The organism is Phytobacter sp. SCO41 (assembly GCF_003073275.1).
Classification (GTDB): Bacteria; Pseudomonadota; Gammaproteobacteria; order Enterobacterales; family Enterobacteriaceae; genus Phytobacter; species Phytobacter diazotrophicus.
The window spans coordinates 1,935,343-1,950,555 of the sequence record NZ_CP027225.1 but is presented as its reverse complement, the minus strand read 5'-3'; the positions used below and the strand labels follow the sequence as shown (position 1 = coordinate 1,950,555).

16 protein-coding genes and 1 other annotated feature are annotated in these 15,213 nt (G+C 53.7%); of the genes, 10 read left to right on the top strand and 6 right to left on the bottom strand.

The window, feature by feature from the left end:
- Nucleotides 1–59 precede the first annotated feature (59 nt).
- The 3 genes from C5523_RS09315 to dacD form a co-directional block, all read right to left on the bottom strand.
- Nucleotides 60–1,118, bottom strand: a complete 1,059-nt coding sequence (locus C5523_RS09315) for an FUSC family protein (RefSeq protein ID WP_041851926.1) — start codon at nucleotides 1,116–1,118, stop codon at nucleotides 60–62.
- 143 nt (nucleotides 1,119–1,261) lie between these two features.
- Nucleotides 1,262–1,735, bottom strand: coding sequence for a DNA gyrase inhibitor SbmC (gene sbmC / locus C5523_RS09310; protein WP_079496345.1), 474 nt, complete (start codon nucleotides 1,733–1,735; stop codon nucleotides 1,262–1,264).
- Nucleotides 1,736–1,848: 113 nt separating this feature from the next.
- On the bottom strand, nucleotides 1,849–3,012 hold the full coding sequence (dacD, locus tag C5523_RS09305) for a serine-type D-Ala-D-Ala carboxypeptidase DacD (protein WP_041851928.1): 1,164 nt from the start codon (nucleotides 3,010–3,012) through the stop codon (nucleotides 1,849–1,851).
- Between the two features lie 209 nt (nucleotides 3,013–3,221).
- Here dacD and sbcB point away from each other — a divergent pair, with 209 nt between their 5' ends.
- Nucleotides 3,222–4,646, top strand: coding sequence for an exodeoxyribonuclease I (gene sbcB / locus C5523_RS09300; RefSeq protein ID WP_108700993.1), 1,425 nt, complete (start codon nucleotides 3,222–3,224; stop codon nucleotides 4,644–4,646).
- A gap of 64 nt (nucleotides 4,647–4,710) precedes the next feature.
- Here sbcB and C5523_RS09295 read toward each other — a convergent pair whose 3' ends face one another.
- From C5523_RS09295 to C5523_RS09285, 3 genes are all read right to left on the bottom strand, one after another.
- Nucleotides 4,711–6,072, bottom strand: coding sequence for an APC family permease (locus C5523_RS09295; protein ID WP_041851933.1), 1,362 nt, complete (start codon nucleotides 6,070–6,072; stop codon nucleotides 4,711–4,713).
- Nucleotides 6,062–6,124, bottom strand: coding sequence for a membrane protein YoeI (gene yoeI, locus C5523_RS27975; RefSeq protein ID WP_103245917.1), 63 nt, complete (start codon nucleotides 6,122–6,124; stop codon nucleotides 6,062–6,064). Before yoeI ends, C5523_RS09295 begins: the two co-directional genes overlap by 11 nt.
- A gap of 349 nt (nucleotides 6,125–6,473) precedes the next feature.
- Nucleotides 6,474–7,298, bottom strand: coding sequence for an SDR family oxidoreductase (locus C5523_RS09285; RefSeq protein ID WP_071196263.1), 825 nt, complete (start codon nucleotides 7,296–7,298; stop codon nucleotides 6,474–6,476).
- Between the two features lie 175 nt (nucleotides 7,299–7,473).
- Here C5523_RS09285 and hisL point away from each other — a divergent pair, with 175 nt between their 5' ends.
- From hisL to hisIE, 9 genes are all read left to right on the top strand, one after another.
- On the top strand, nucleotides 7,474–7,524 hold the full coding sequence (gene hisL, locus C5523_RS09280; RefSeq protein ID WP_103245916.1) for a his operon leader peptide: 51 nt from the start codon (nucleotides 7,474–7,476) through the stop codon (nucleotides 7,522–7,524).
- Nucleotides 7,500–7,623, top strand: a sequence feature (His leader region). (Overlaps the previous gene by 25 nt.)
- Nucleotides 7,624–7,657: 34 nt before the next feature.
- Complete coding sequence (gene hisG / locus C5523_RS09275; protein WP_071196262.1) at nucleotides 7,658–8,557, top strand: ATP phosphoribosyltransferase; 900 nt, start codon at nucleotides 7,658–7,660, stop codon at nucleotides 8,555–8,557.
- 98 nt (nucleotides 8,558–8,655) lie between these two features.
- Nucleotides 8,656–9,960, top strand: coding sequence for a histidinol dehydrogenase (gene hisD, locus C5523_RS09270; RefSeq protein WP_071196261.1), 1,305 nt, complete (start codon nucleotides 8,656–8,658; stop codon nucleotides 9,958–9,960).
- Nucleotides 9,957–11,018, top strand: a complete 1,062-nt coding sequence (gene hisC / locus C5523_RS09265; RefSeq protein ID WP_108700992.1) for a histidinol-phosphate transaminase — start codon at nucleotides 9,957–9,959, stop codon at nucleotides 11,016–11,018. The genes hisD and hisC overlap by 4 nt, the downstream gene beginning before the upstream one ends.
- On the top strand, nucleotides 11,015–12,082 hold the full coding sequence (hisB, locus tag C5523_RS09260; protein ID WP_041851938.1) for a bifunctional histidinol-phosphatase/imidazoleglycerol-phosphate dehydratase HisB: 1,068 nt from the start codon (nucleotides 11,015–11,017) through the stop codon (nucleotides 12,080–12,082). Before hisC ends, hisB begins: the two co-directional genes overlap by 4 nt.
- Complete coding sequence (hisH, locus tag C5523_RS09255; RefSeq protein WP_041851939.1) at nucleotides 12,082–12,672, top strand: imidazole glycerol phosphate synthase subunit HisH; 591 nt, start codon at nucleotides 12,082–12,084, stop codon at nucleotides 12,670–12,672. The genes hisB and hisH overlap by 1 nt, the downstream gene beginning before the upstream one ends.
- Entirely contained in the window at nucleotides 12,672–13,409 is a 738-nt protein-coding gene (hisA, locus tag C5523_RS09250) for a 1-(5-phosphoribosyl)-5-[(5-phosphoribosylamino)methylideneamino]imidazole-4-carboxamide isomerase (protein WP_108700991.1), read from the top strand. Before hisH ends, hisA begins: the two co-directional genes overlap by 1 nt.
- Complete coding sequence (gene hisF / locus C5523_RS09245; protein ID WP_041851941.1) at nucleotides 13,391–14,167, top strand: imidazole glycerol phosphate synthase subunit HisF; 777 nt, start codon at nucleotides 13,391–13,393, stop codon at nucleotides 14,165–14,167. The genes hisA and hisF overlap by 19 nt, the downstream gene beginning before the upstream one ends.
- Nucleotides 14,161–14,772, top strand: a complete 612-nt coding sequence (gene hisIE, locus C5523_RS09240; RefSeq protein ID WP_108700990.1) for a bifunctional phosphoribosyl-AMP cyclohydrolase/phosphoribosyl-ATP diphosphatase HisIE — start codon at nucleotides 14,161–14,163, stop codon at nucleotides 14,770–14,772. Before hisF ends, hisIE begins: the two co-directional genes overlap by 7 nt.
- Nucleotides 14,773–15,213: the final 441 nt, after the last annotated feature.

The following is a 15,213-nucleotide window of genomic DNA, read 5'->3' as shown; positions in this document are numbered from 1 at the left end:
ATAACCCCAAATTGGGCTGAATCGAAACAGCCTGACTGTTTTTCCGAATTGTGTGAAGCTTATTTGCGCAGCGCCCGACACATTAAATGTGACATCAACTCCAGTTGCCGTGCCAGTTCCATGCTCAGCCACACATAGCCGTGAATCGAATTCTCCGCCAACGCATCGCCCTGATGATCGCGGAGCAGGTCGCGCAATTCCGTCACAATGTCAGTCAGTTTTTCCGTATTGGCCAGAATCGGTTGCGGATTTCCTTCATAGAGCGCATGGGCGATAGTCAACAGCGTTTGCTGCGTCATTTGCTGCGTTTCACGCAACGTACTGGCGTTGAGCATAACGAAGTGGCTGGCGCGGGAAGCCCAGTGCGCGTTCATTTGCAGTTCCAGCACACACACCATATTGCGGCTTACGGTTTGAATCGCTTCAAAAATGGCTTTCTGGATATGCGTCTCTTTACTGGCGGGTGTAATCAGGCCGCGCATTTTCACCACATCATTGAGTATTTTTTGCAGATGCCTTTCCAGCCGCGGGCGCTCAACGAGGTTACGCGAAAAACCGGCCTGATAGACCCGGTTAAATGCGGTAACGTAGTTTGCCATTTGGATACGCCAGTGCAGAAAGGCTCGCTGCGGCCAGATACCGGTGAACAGCATTGCCAGTAACGAGCCAAAAATGACGTCGCCACTTCGCCACAACGCCGTATTCATATCCCCGGCCGGCGCGCCAACCACCACCGACAGCGTGATACCGATAAGCAATGCCTGATAGGGCTTTTTACCCAGCGCCAGCCAGCCACAGAGGAACATGGCTCCCGCACACCACATCACCATCAGCGGAAGGGAGATCAGCTCAAGCTTAAGTGCGACAAGCCCCAACGCAGAGCCACAGATTGTGCCACCAATGCGCTCAAATGCTCTGGGGACCACATTTCCCCAGAACGAAATCGGCCCCATGATCACCACCAGGGTGATGAGTGGCCAGGTACCCTCGGGTACATTGAGCAGACGAACCAACAAAAAGGTCAGGATAAAAGCCAGCGCAATACGTACGCCGTGAACCACGCGATAATGTCGGTAAAGACGGATCTCAAAAGGACTGAGTGATTTGTCGGGACGCACACCCGCTCTCCAGTCAAAAAACAACGAAGGCGCAATTGTAGCGATCTTTCTGCGGCAAAGGTCACTGTTTAGAACAAAAAAAGGGTTCACTGCTTAAAATCCGCGTGTACAGATTGAACAGTGAACCCTTTTAACGTTTACGATCAGAGCACTTTTGGTTCTACGGGAATGTACATATCGATTTCCCAGTAGCCATCCTCCTGCGCTGAATTCAGATAGACTTCAAAACAGGGGCGTAAAGCAATCTGATACTGCTCGTCTGCCATCAACTCATCAAAAAAAGCATCCCACGCCTGTTCAAACTCTTCGTTATAGACGCGAGCACGTGCCACTGCGTTCAGGCCTGCCGGAATCTCAGTACGCATCACCCCTTCACTGTTTTCAGGAATGACGAAATCAGCCGGAACCGAAACAACCACATCAGCACGCAACTTTTCCGCGGGAACTTCATCGGGATTGTCATAGTAAACCGTGATCCATTCCTGAGTCTGAATCTGTTTACCGTTAACCCACATCGCTAACTGCTCGAACCCTTTCTTGACGGTGACATCCCAGGGGCCAACCAGATGAAACCCGGCGATAGTGCGCTTATCAACCTGTCTTACGGTGTATGCCATGTTACCCTCCCTTTACTGTTTATTTGTACAGTATAGTGAAATCATTGAAACCGGGCACTCACAACAGATCAATTATGTGAGCAGACTCGCGTCACAGCCAGTCCGCATCATCATCAGGCTTTATGGTGCAGATAGTCGCTCAACCGCGAGAACAAGCCACCCTTACCGACATCATCCAGCGTCACCAGCGGCAAGTGCGCCACCACTTTGTCACGATCGTAAAGCTGGATTTCGCCCACGCGCTGATGAGCGGCAAGCGGGGCTTCGAGCTCTTTAGCGTCTATGACATAGCGTGCTTTGATATTCGGGAGTTCCGCTTTCGGCAGCGCCAACCAAAGATCCTGGTCGGTACCGACCGTCATCTGTTCCTTATCGCCATACCAGATACGCTCGCTGCCAACTTTTTTACCTTTTTGCAGAATCTGCACGGTATCAAAATTTTGCTGGCCCCAGTGCAGCAACTTCCGCGCCTGGTCTTCACGGCCTTTCGGGCTTTCCGCCCCCATCACAACCGCAATCAGGCGACGCTGCCCATCAACGCTTGATGCTATCAGGTTAAAACCGGCACCCGAGGTATGCCCGGTTTTCAGGCCATCAACATTCAATGATGAATCCCACAGCAGCCCATTACGGTTCTGCTGGGTGATTCCGTTCCAGGTCAGGCTTTTCTCACTGTACATATGATAAAAATCCGGCTCACCGCTGATAATGGCGCGGGAAAGCACCGCCAGATCATATGCCGAACTGTGCTGGCCGGGCGCGTCCAGGCCATGTACCGTTTCAAAATGGGTATCACGCAAATTTAGTTTTTGCACATAATCGTTCATCATGCTGACAAACTGCGGCTGGCTTCCCGCTACATAATCGGCCAGCGCGACGCAGGCATCGTTGCCGGAATCAACAATCAGCCCGCGGCTCAGGTCGCGCACCGTTACGCGATCCCCGGCTTTCAGGAACATTAACGAAGAGCCGTCAAAGACCGGATTTCCTCGCGCCCAGGCATCCTTACCTACCGTCACCACATCGCTGGCGCTGATACGGTGGCTGTCGATGGCGCGATCCACAACATAGCCAGTCATCAGCTTGGTCAGGCTGGCCGGATTACGCTGCTGATGTTCATTGCCCGCAGTGAGGATCTGCCCGGTGGTGTAATCCATTAAGACCCATGAGCCCGCCTGAATTTCCGGCGGCTGGGGAGAAATCGGCATATCATCTGCCAACGCGCAATGGATTGTCGCGGACAAAAGGGAGAAGGCAAAAAACAAACGGCATTTCAAAGAAATATCCTCATTTACGTGAAATTAGCCGTTCTTTTTACGCAACTTAATATGTCGATACTGGGACAAATTGCAAACAAATGTGACGAAAGTCATTTTTTTACATCCCGGATCTTGCTCCGAATGACGCTCCGCAATGCGTTTTCCTTCGGAAGATGCGACGCAATGGTTTACCATAGGCAGGTTATTGATCAACAGGATGAGCTCAGGTGTCTGATTCAACGGCAACGCCCACATTTCTTTTCCATGACTACGAAACGTTCGGTACCAGCCCCTCGCTGGATCGCCCCGCACAGTTTGCTGCGATTCGTACCGACGCCGATTTCAACATCATTGGCGAGCCGGAAGTCTTTTACTGTAAACCGGCAGATGACTATTTGCCTCAGCCAGAGGCAGTGCTGATTACCGGCATTACGCCACAGCACGCCAGAGCGAATGGCGTCAATGAAGCTGACTTTGCCCGCCGCATCCATGATTTGTTCACCGTCCCCAAAACCTGCGTACTCGGCTATAACAACGTCCGCTTCGATGACGAAGTGACGCGGAATATCTTCTATCGCAACTTTTACGATCCCTATGCCTGGAGCTGGCAAAACAACAACTCGCGCTGGGATTTGTTGGATGTGATGCGTGCCTGCTATGCCCTGCGCCCGGACGGCATCAACTGGCCGGAGAATGACGATGGGCTGCCGAGTTTCCGCCTTGAGCATCTGACAAAAGCGAACGGTATTGAACACAGCAATGCCCACGATGCAATGGCCGACGTTTACGCCACCATCGCCATGGCGCAACTGGTGAAAACCCACCAGCCGAGGCTGTTTGATTATCTGCTGAGCCACCGTAATAAGCATAAACTGGCGGCCCTGATTGATGTCCCGCAGATGACGCCGCTGGTCCATGTTTCCGGCATGTTTGGCGCCTGGCGCGGCAATACCAGTTGGGTGGCTCCGCTGGCCTGGCACCCGGAAAACCGCAATGCCGTGATCATGGTGGACCTGGCGGGCGATATGTCGCCGTTGCTGGAACTGGATGCTGACGCGCTGCGCGAGCGCTTGTATACCGCAAAAGCCGAGTTAGGTGACAATGCTGCCGTGCCGGTGAAGCTGGTACATCTGAATAAATGCCCTATCCTGGCACAGGCGAAAACGCTGCGTCCTGAGGATGCTGAACGGCTGGGGATTGACCGCAAGCAGTGTCTGGATAACCTGAACGTTCTGCGCAATAACCCGCAGGTACGCGAAAAAGTACTGGCTATCTTTGCCGAAGCCGAACCGTTTGTACCCTCTGAGAATGTGGATACACAACTTTATAACGGTTTTTTCAGCGACGCAGACCGTGCGGCGATGAACATTCTGCTGGAAACCGAGCCACGTAACCTCCCAGCGCTGGATATCACCTTTGTCGATAAGCGAATCGAGAAACTGCTATTTAACTACCGGGCGCGTAACTTCCCCGGAACGCTCGATTATGACGAACAACAGCGCTGGCTGGAGCATCGCCGTCAGGTGTTTACGCCTGAGTTTTTGCAGGCCTACGCCGATGAGCTACAGATGCTGTCCCAGCAGTACGCCGACGATAAAGCGAAGCTGACACTGCTGAAATCGCTCTGGCAGTACGCCCAGGAGATTGTGTAGCCGCCAGAGTGCAGGCAAAAAAAACCGGAGGCCATGGCCTCCGGTTTTTTTATTCAGTCATTCATTACTGCGCGATATCTTCGTACTGTGGCACCGGGTTGCGGAAACTTTTCGTCACGCAGGCCAGATAGACCAGACCGATACCCCCCCAGATCAGGCCCAGAATCATTGAGCTCTGCTCCAGGTTAATCCACAGTGCGCCTACGGTCAGCGCGCCACAGACCGGCAGTACCAGATAGTTGAAGTGATCTTTCAGCGTCTTGTTACGCTTTTCACGGATCCAGAACTGCGAAATCACTGACAGGTTAACGAAGGTAAACGCCACCAGTGCGCCGAAGTTAATCAACGCTGTCGCCGTCACCAGGTCGAATTTAATCGCCAGCAGTGCAATCGCGCCAACCAGCAGGACGTTCCATGCCGGAGTACGCCACTTCGGATGAATATAACCAAAGAAACGGGTCGGGAAGACGCCATCACGGCCCATCACGTACATCAGACGCGAAACGCCCGCATGTGCCGCCATACCCGATGCCAGAACGGTCACGCTGGAGAAAATCAGCACGCCCCACTGGAAGGTTTTACCCGCCACATACAGCATGATTTCCGGCTGAGACGCATCCGGATCTTTAAAGCGAGAGATATCCGGGAAGTACAGTTGCAGGAAGTAAGAGGCAACGATAAATACCAGGCCGCCAATCAACGCCGTCAGGAAGATAGCCTTCGGAATCACGCGCTCTGCATCTTTGGTCTCTTCTGACAGAGAAGAGATACCGTCGAAGCCGAGGAACGAGAAGCACAGGATAGTCGCGCCGGTAATCATCGGCACCACGTGTGCGCCTTCGGACCAGAACGGACGCGTGCTGGTCAACGTACCTGCGCCTTCACCGTGAGAGACGCCGTAAATGATCAGACCAACGATAACGGCCACAATGCCCATCTGCAGAATCACAATCAGGGTATTGAAGTTGGCCACGGTCTTGATACTGCGCAGATTAGAGATGGTCATAAAGGCCACCAGCGCGACAACAAAGATCCACGATGGAATAGAAGGCACCAGCGCTTCAAAATAGATTTTCGCCAACAGAATGTTGATCATCGGCATGAACAGGTAGTCCAGCAGCGAAGACCAACCCACCATAAAGCCAACCGCCGGGCTAATGGATTTCTGGGCGTAGGTGTATGCGGAGCCCGCAGACGGGAAACGGCGAACCAGTTTTCCGTAGCTCAGCGCCGTAAAAAGAATGGCCACCAGCGCAAAGGCATACGCCGTTGCAACATGGCCGTCGGTCAAGCCAGAGACGATACCAAACGTATCGAACAGCGTCATAGGCTGCATATAGGCGAGGCCCATCATAACAACCGGAATCAACGTAAGTGTTTTACGCAATTCCACGCGAGAGGTCTTTGGAGTAGCGTTATGCGACATAGTTATCCCCTTTTACGGTGAACGCCAGCGCGTAAGCAAAAGATTGCCCCATTTCTTTATATTCCTCAGCGACAACGACTGTCGGTTTTTAGTAAATATCTATCCGGTACGAAGCCCGGCCTCTTGGATTGAATGACGTTTCTAAAGTGCAAAAAAATAACCGACGTCTTATTAACGTCGGTTAGTTTCAATTTTTTGCAGCGACATATTTTGCACCAAAGTGAGGCGTTTTGACAAGCCTGTGCAATGGCGCTCACAAAGCGGTAACACCTAACTTACTGAATTTAAATAATTCACTTTGAACCAGAGCAAATTAATAGCACTTTTTGCTAAAATGTTTCTGCACTGTTTCAGGGAAATGACAGATTTCCCCCGTGTTTATGGCATTAAACTGTTTAAAATCAGTCCAGTGGCATGGTCATCGGATTCGGATATTCATACTCAAATCCCAGTTCGTGGCAAATGCGGTTACCGTCAACCACTTTCCCTTTTTCGCCGGGCGCAGAGTCGAGGAATTGTGGCTCAGGCAGGCCAAGCTTGCGTGCCATGGCCGGGTAAAACTGCGCTCGCGCCGGGTGCTCAGGTGCACATAAATTATAGATATGCCCACCCTTCGGCGCCTGAAGCAGCAACGTGATGGCGGAAATAACATCCTCCAGATGGACCAGGTTGACCCCCTGTTGCCCGTCTGGCGCCGTCTTCCCGGCAAAAAAACGCCCCGGATGGCGAGCCGGCCCTACCAGCCCTGCCAGACGCAGAATATCCACCGATGTCCCCGGCAAATTATGCAGCCAGTCCTCAAGCTCTTTCAGGACTCGTCCGCTCGCCGTTGACGGATTACGCGGTGAGTTTTCTTTTACTGTGCCGCTGGTGTCGCCGTACACCGAGGTGGAGCTGGTAAAAATGATGCGCGGGATATGATAGGCCAGCGCGCTATCAACAATTTCCTGCATCGCCTGCAGGTAGAAAGCCTCGCCAGGACCACTGCGTCTGGCGGGCAAAGTGATAACCAGCGCGTCGACATTCATTAATGCATCCAGATCGTCTGGCTCGCAGAACAGCTCCGGTTCGAGTTTCAGCACGTAGCTTTCAATGCCGCACATACGAGCCGCCTCCACGCCATCCTGAGTGGTTTTGCTGCCGGTGACCTGCCAGCCGCGCGCCGTTAATGACAGCGCCAGCGGCATGCCCAACCATCCTAATCCGACAATAGCGACCTTTTTCATGTGTCTCTCCCGACATTTCGCAGATTCCATTTTAAGGCTACGCCAGCCCGACGAAACTGACAATTCATAGAGCGAATATGAAATGATTTAATGATTAAAAAAAGCCCTTGCCTTTGGTGGTGAAAGTGGTTTAGGTTAAACGACATCAAATGAATAAACATTCATCGAGAATTTTATGACAGGCGTTCAATTTAAACTTCACCATCATCACCATCATCCTGACTAGTCTTTCAGGCGATGTGTGCTGGAAGACGTTTGGATCTTCCAGTGGTGCATGAACGCAAGAGAAAGCCCCCGGAAGATAATCTTCCGGGGGCTTTTTTTTGGACCAAATTCAGCAGGATAATGAGGAAAACAGAATGTTAGACAATACCCGTTTACGCATAGCTATTCAGAAATCAGGCCGCCTGAGCGATGACTCACGCGAATTACTGGCCCGTTGCGGCATTAAAATCAACCTGCACACACAGCGTCTGATTGCCCTGGCCGAAAATATGCCGATTGATATTCTGCGCGTGCGTGATGACGACATTCCGGGGCTGGTCATGGACGGCGTGGTCGACCTGGGTATTGTGGGCGAAAATGTCCTGGAAGAAGAGCTGCTGACCCGCCGCGCACAGGGGGAAGACCCGCGTTATTTCACCCTGCGCCGCCTTGATTTCGGGAGTTGCCGCCTGTCACTGGCGACCAACGCCGATGAAGAGTGGAGAGGCCCGGCGTCACTCGACGGCAAACGTATTGCCACCTCTTATCCGCACCTGCTCAAACGCTATCTCGACCAGAAAGGCGTCGCCTTCAAGTCCTGCCTGCTGAACGGTTCTGTTGAAGTGGCCCCACGTGCCGGTCTGGCGGATGCCATCTGTGATCTGGTCTCCACCGGCGCCACCCTGGAAGCGAATGGTCTGCGCGAAGTGGAAGTGATTTACCGCTCCAAAGCCTGCCTCATTCAACGTGACGGCGAACTGCTGGATGGCAAACAAGAGCTGGTCGATAAATTGCTGACCCGTATTCAGGGCGTGATTCAGGCGCGTGAATCAAAATACATCATGATGCACGCGCCAACCGAGCGTCTGGATGAAGTAATTTCTCTGCTGCCGGGCGCCGAACGTCCAACCATTCTGCCGCTGGCTGGCGATCAGCAACGTGTCGCCATGCATATGGTGAGCAGCGAAACCCTGTTCTGGGAAACGATGGAAAAACTGAAAGCGCTGGGCGCCAGTTCTATTCTGGTGCTGCCAATCGAGAAGATGATGGAGTAATCCACCTTACGATTCGCCCGGTGGCGCTATGTCTGCCGGGCCTGGACATCCAGGCCGGATAAGCGAAAGCGTCACCCTGCCTATAAAGGAAAACGATTATGAGCTTTAACACTATCATCGACTGGAACAGTTGCAGCCCTGAACAGCAACGCGAGCTGCTGATGCGCCCGGCGATCTCCGCCTCAGAAAATATCACCCGTACCGTTGTGGAGATCCTCGACAACGTGAAAAGCAATGGCGATAACGCCCTGCGCGAATACAGCGCGAAATTTGATAAAACTGACGTTACCGCGCTGAAAGTGACCGCGCAGGAAATTGCCGATGCCAGCGCCCGTCTCGGTGACGACATCAAGCAGGCGATGGCCGTGGCGGTTAAGAATATCGACACGTTCCACGTCGCACAGAAACTGCAAACGGTTGATGTCGAAACAGTGCCAGGCGTGCGTTGCCAGCAAGTCACCCGCCCTATCGCCTCCGTCGGGTTGTATATCCCAGGTGGCTCCGCGCCGCTGTTTTCCACCGTACTGATGCTGGCCACTCCGGCACGCATTGCAGGCTGCAAAAAAGTGGTGCTCTGCTCCCCTCCCCCTATTGCGGATGAAATTCTCTATGCGGCGCAACTCTGCGGTGTACAGGAAGTCTTTAAAGTGGGGGGCGCGCAAGCGATTGCGGCTCTGGCATTTGGCACGGAATCAGTGCCAAAAGTCGATAAAATCTTTGGACCCGGCAACGCCTTCGTGACCGAGGCCAAGCGTCAGGTAAGCCAGCGTCTGGATGGCGCTGCTATCGATATGCCAGCGGGTCCTTCGGAAGTGCTGGTGATTGCCGACAGCGGCGCCACGCCTGATTTTGTCGCCTCCGATCTGTTGTCGCAGGCGGAGCACGGCCCGGACTCGCAGGTGATCCTGCTGACGCCGGATGCCGACATGGCCCGCGCCGTTGCCGACGCCGTTGAACGTCAGTTAGCCGACCTGCCTCGTGCGGAAACGGCGCGTAAAGCGCTCTCCGCCAGCCGCCTGATTGTGGCGAAAGACCTGGCACAATGCGTACAAATCTCTAACCAGTATGGTCCGGAGCATTTGATTATTCAGACCCGTAGCGCGCGTGACCTGGTGGATGATATCACCAGCGCCGGCTCGGTCTTTTTGGGCGACTGGTCACCCGAGTCCGCCGGTGATTATGCCTCCGGCACTAACCATGTCCTGCCAACATACGGTTATACCGCAACCTGCTCCAGCCTGGGGCTGGCCGATTTCCAGAAACGGATGACTGTCCAGGAATTATCGCGCGAAGGCTTCGCGTCTCTCGCTTCTACTATTGAAACGCTGGCGGCCGCTGAACTGCTCACCGCCCACAAAAATGCCGTCACCCTGCGTGTTAACGCCCTTAAGGAGCAAGCATGAGTATTGAGGAACTGGCTCGCGCCAACGTACGTGCCCTGACCCCGTATCAGTCTGCCCGTCGTCTTGGCGGTAAGGGCGATGTCTGGTTGAACGCCAACGAATTCCCGACGGCAGTGGAATTTAATTTCACTCAGCAAACGCTGAACCGCTACCCGGAATGCCAGCCAAAAGCGGTCATTGAAGGGTATGCGCAATACGCCGGGCTTAAGCCGGAACAAGTGTTGGTGAGTCGCGGCGCTGATGAAGGCATTGAGCTCCTTATCCGCGCGTTCTGCGAACCGGGTAAAGACGCCATTCTGTTCTGCCCGCCGACCTACGGTATGTACAGCGTGAGCGCAGAAACCTTTGGCGTTGAGTACCGCACGGCCCTGACACTGGACGGCTGGCAACTGGATCTGCAAAACATTGCCGACCAGCTTGAGAACGTCAAACTGGTGTATGTCTGCAGCCCGAACAACCCCACCGGTCAAATCATCAATCCGCAGGACATTCGCGCCGTGCTGGAGATGACGCGCGGCAAAGCGCTCGTAGTGGCCGACGAAGCGTATATTGAATTTTGCCCTCAGGCGACGCTGGCGGGCTGGCTTGAAGAGTATCCGCACCTGGTGATACTGCGCACGCTGTCCAAAGCTTTTGCGCTGGCAGGCCTGCGTTGCGGCTTCACCCTGGCAAATGAAGAGGTGATCAACATGCTGATGAAAGTGATCGCCCCCTATCCACTTTCTACACCAGTGGCCGATATCGCGGCCCAGGCTCTGAGCCCGGAAGGGATTGTGGCGATGCGTGAGCGTGTCGCACAGATCGTGGCCGAGCGCGAATATCTGTCAACATCACTTCGTGATATTCCCTGCGTGGAGACGGTGTTTGATTCAGAGACCAACTACATTCTGGTACGCTTCAAAGCCTCCAGCGCTGTCTTTAAATCTCTGTGGGATCAGGGCATTATCCTGCGTGACCAAAATAAACAACCGACCTTGAGCGGCTGCCTGCGTATCACTATCGGCACCCGCGAAGAGAGCCAGCGCGTCATCGACGCTTTACGTGCGGAGTCTGTATGAGCCAGAAGTACCTTTTTATTGACCGTGATGGAACCCTGATTTCCGAGCCGCCATCTGATTATCAGGTCGATCGTTTTGACAAGCTGGCCTTTGAACCGGACGCGATTCCGGTTCTGCTCGCACTCCAAAAAGCCGGTTTTAAACTGGTGATGATCACTAATCAGGATGGTCTGGGCACCAGCAGCTTCCCGCAGGCCGATTTTGATGGCCCGCATAACCTGATGATGCAAATTTTCACCTCTCAGGGTGTGGTGTTTGAAGAGGTGTTGATTTGCCCGCACTTCCCGGGCGATGAGTGTGATTGCCGCAAACCGAAAGTAAAAATGGTTGAGCGCTGGCTGGTTGAGCAAGCGCTGGATAAAGCGAACAGCTACGTCATTGGCGACCGCGCAACGGATATTGAACTGGCGGCCAACATGGGCATTGCCGGGCTGCGTTACAACCGTGAAACCCTGAACTGGGCAGCCATTGGCGAGCAGTTGACCAAACGCGATCGTTACGCCCACGTTGAGCGCAAAACCAAAGAGACGCAGATTGACGTCAAAGTGTGGCTGGATCGCGAAGGCGGCAGCAAAATCCGCACCGGCGTGGGCTTCTTTGATCATATGCTCGATCAAATTGCCACCCACGGCGGCTTTCGCATGGAAATCGACGTCAAAGGCGATCTCTACATTGACGATCACCATACGGTTGAAGATACCGGCCTGGCGTTAGGCGAAGCGTTGAAACTGGCGCTGGGCGACAAGCGCGGTATCAACCGTTTCGGTTTTGTGCTGCCGATGGACGAATGCCTGGCACGCTGCGCGCTGGATATTTCCGGGCGTCCGCACCTGGAATATAAAGCTGAGTTTACCTATCAGCGCGTGGGCGATTTGAGCACCGAGATGGTTGAGCACTTCTTTAGTTCTCTTTCTTACACCATGGGTGTGACGCTGCATTTGAAAACCAAAGGGAAAAACGATCACCACCGCGTGGAGAGCCTGTTCAAAGTCTTTGGTCGCACGCTGCGCCAGGCCATTCGCGTCGAAGGCGATACCCTTCCCTCCTCGAAAGGAGTGTTGTGATGAATGTCGTTATCCTGGATACCGGGTGCGCTAACCTCAACTCTGTGAAATCGGCCATTTCGCGTCACGGCTACGAGCCGCTGGTGAGCCGCGATCCGGACGTGGTGCTGCGCGCCGACAAACTGTTTCTGCCCGGCGTAGGCACGGCGCAGGCCGCCATGGATCAATTGCGCGAACGCGACCTGATTGAACTGGTAAAAGCCTGCACCCAGCCGGTGCTGGGCATCTGCCTGGGTATGCAGTTACTGGGACGTTTCAGCGAAGAGAACAGTGGCGTGGATTTACTGGGTATCATCGACCAGGACGTGCCGAAAATGGAAGATGTTGGTTTACCACTGCCGCACATGGGCTGGAACCAAGTCTATCCGAAAGCAGGCAACCGCCTGTTTCAGGGGATAGATGACGGCGCGTACTTCTATTTTGTTCATAGCTACGCCATGCCGGTTAACCCTTACACCATCGCCCAGTGTCAGTACGGCACGCCGTTTACTGCTGCGGTGCAAAAAGACAATTTCTATGGCGTGCAATTCCATCCGGAACGTTCAGGGCGCGCGGGTGCACAACTGCTGAAAAACTTTCTGGAGATGTGATGATTATTCCGGCTTTAGATTTAATTGATGGAACGGTAGTGCGCCTGCACCAGGGGGATTATGGTCAGCAGCGCGACTACGGCACCGACCCGTTGCCGCGCCTGCAGGATTACGCCTCCCAGGGTGCGCAAGTGCTGCATCTGGTGGATTTAACCGGTGCGAAAGATCCGGCGCGTCGCCAGATCCCATTGCTGAAAACACTGGTTGCCGGGGTGAATGTGCCGGTACAGGTCGGCGGTGGTGTACGTACCGAAGAGGATGTCGCCGCGCTGCTTGATGCCGGCGTCGCCCGTGTGGTCGTTGGTTCAACAGCCGTGAAATCACCTGAGGTGGTTAAAGGGTGGTTCGAGCGTTTTGGCGCCGATGCGCTGGTCCTGGCGCTGGATGTACGTATTGATGCCGCAGGCAATAAACAGGTGGCGGTAAGCGGCTGGCAGGAAGATTCCGGCGTCTCGCTGGAAGAACTGGTAGAAACCTATCTCCCGGTTGGTCTCAGGCATGTGCTGTGCACCGATATCTCCCGCGATGGTACGCTGGCAGGCTCGAACGTGTCGCTGTATGAAGAAGTGTGCGCGCGATATCCGCAGGTTGCGTTTCAGTCTTCCGGTGGTATCGGCGGTATCAACGATATTGCGGCGCTGCGTGGAACAGGCGTGAAAGGCGTGATCGTGGGTCGCGCGCTGCTGGAAGGTAAATTTACTGTAACGGAGGCCATCCAATGCTGGCAAAACGGATAATTCCTTGTCTCGACGTACGCGATGGTCAGGTGGTGAAAGGCGTTCAGTTTCGTAATCACGAAATCATCGGTGACATCGTGCCTCTGGCGAAACGCTACGCCGAAGAAGGCGCAGACGAACTGGTTTTTTACGATATCACCGCCTCCAGTGACGGGCGCGTGGTCGATAAAAGCTGGGTCTCTCGCGTCGCGGAAGTGATCGACATTCCGTTCTGTGTGGCGGGCGGGATCAAGTCTGCTGACGATGCGCACAAAATTCTCTCTTTCGGCGCGGATAAGATTTCCATCAACTCCCCGGCGCTGGCGGATCCGGAGCTTATCACCCGCCTCGCCGATCGTTTTGGCGTGCAGTGTATTGTGGTGGGTATCGATACCTGGTTTGATGCGTCGACCGGTAAATACCACGTCAATCAGTATACCGGTGATGAAAGCCGCACCCGCGTGACCACCTGGGAGACGCTGGACTGGGTGCAGGAAGTGCAGAAACGCGGAGCTGGCGAGATCGTGCTTAACATGATGAACCAGGACGGCGTGCGTAACGGTTATGACCTTGAGCAACTGAAAAAAGTGCGCGAGGTTTGCCACGTCCCGCTTATCGCTTCCGGTGGCGCGGGTACAATGGAACACTTCCTTGAGGCCTTCCGCGACGCCAACGTCGACGGCGCGCTGGCGGCATCGGTGTTCCATAAGCAAATTATCAATATTGGTGAGTTAAAAACGTTCCTGGCAGGCCAGGGCGTGGAGATAAGGGTATGTTAACAGAGCTGCAACTGGCCCAACTGGACTGGGAAAAAACCGACGGACTGCTGCCCGCCGTGGTGCAACACGCGGTCTCCGGCGAAGTATTGATGCTGGGGTATATGAACAAGGACGCGCTGGCGAAAACGCTGGAAAGTGGCAAAGTCACCTTCTTCTCGCGGACCAAAGGACGTTTGTGGACCAAAGGCGAAAGTTCTGGCCATTTTCTGAATGTGGTGAACATTGCGCCGGACTGTGATAACGATACCCTGCTGGTACTGGTGAATCCCATTGGTCCAACCTGCCACACGGGAACGTCCAGTTGCTTTGGCGACAATGCCCATCAGTGGCTGTTCCTCTACCAACTGGAACAACTGCTCGCCGAACGCAAAACGGCAGACCCGGCCAGCTCATATACCGCGAAGCTGTATGCCAGCGGCACCAAGCGTATCGCACAAAAGGTGGGTGAAGAAGGCGTGGAGACCGCACTGGCGGCCACCGTTCACGATCGCGAAGAACTGACCAATGAAGCGTCAGACTTGATGTATCACCTGCTGGTCTTGTTGCAGGATCAGAACCTGGATCTGACCACAGTTATCGAAAATCTCAAAGCCCGGCACAAATAAATACAGGGGCCGGAAGTCCGGCCCTACGTTGTCGCCAGTACATACATATCCCAGCCACATTGTTCTGCTGGAGACCTCGGATAGGCTAAACGACACAAAAATATTATTGTTCAGGACAGTCGTGGTGATCTGTGCTCTTTAGAAGATTACCAATCCCTGCTGGAACGACATAATCTGCAGAGCAGTAAAACGCAAAGTGCTTTTGCTGCGACAGTGTCTATATGGACAGCTTCTTTCATTTGCTAAAAGTGAAGTATATCCAAGAGAAATGCGTTATCAGCCGATAAAATAATGTGGACGACGATTTTAATAATACCGAATCTAATTACAATCTCAGGTTACGTCACATTACTTGTCTCGGTCTCAACCACAAACATCTGAAAATAAGATTTTACTTACTTCAGTGTTAGTTTTACATGGTTAGAATTAGTTAATTCAAAA

What these genes read in the sequence shown, in the direction of transcription:
- sbmC (WP_079496345.1), bottom strand. Translation starts at nt 1,735, where the DNA reads ATGGCATACACCGTAAGACAGGTTGATAAGCGCACTATCGCCGGGTTT.
- C5523_RS09295 (WP_041851933.1), bottom strand. Translation starts at nt 6,072, where the DNA reads ATGTCGCATAACGCTACTCCAAAGACCTCTCGCGTGGAATTGCGTAAA.
- C5523_RS09285 (WP_071196263.1), bottom strand. Translation starts at nt 7,298, where the DNA reads ATGAAAAAGGTCGCTATTGTCGGATTAGGATGGTTGGGCATGCCGCTG.
- hisG (WP_071196262.1), top strand. Translation starts at nt 7,658, where the DNA reads ATGTTAGACAATACCCGTTTACGCATAGCTATTCAGAAATCAGGCCGC.
- hisD (WP_071196261.1), top strand. Translation starts at nt 8,656, where the DNA reads ATGAGCTTTAACACTATCATCGACTGGAACAGTTGCAGCCCTGAACAG.
- hisC (WP_108700992.1), top strand. Translation starts at nt 9,957, where the DNA reads ATGAGTATTGAGGAACTGGCTCGCGCCAACGTACGTGCCCTGACCCCG.
- hisB (WP_041851938.1), top strand. Translation starts at nt 11,015, where the DNA reads ATGAGCCAGAAGTACCTTTTTATTGACCGTGATGGAACCCTGATTTCC.
- hisH (WP_041851939.1), top strand. Translation starts at nt 12,082, where the DNA reads ATGAATGTCGTTATCCTGGATACCGGGTGCGCTAACCTCAACTCTGTG.
- hisA (WP_108700991.1), top strand. Translation starts at nt 12,672, where the DNA reads ATGATTATTCCGGCTTTAGATTTAATTGATGGAACGGTAGTGCGCCTG.
- hisF (WP_041851941.1), top strand. Translation starts at nt 13,391, where the DNA reads ATGCTGGCAAAACGGATAATTCCTTGTCTCGACGTACGCGATGGTCAG.
- hisIE (WP_108700990.1), top strand. Translation starts at nt 14,161, where the DNA reads ATGTTAACAGAGCTGCAACTGGCCCAACTGGACTGGGAAAAAACCGAC.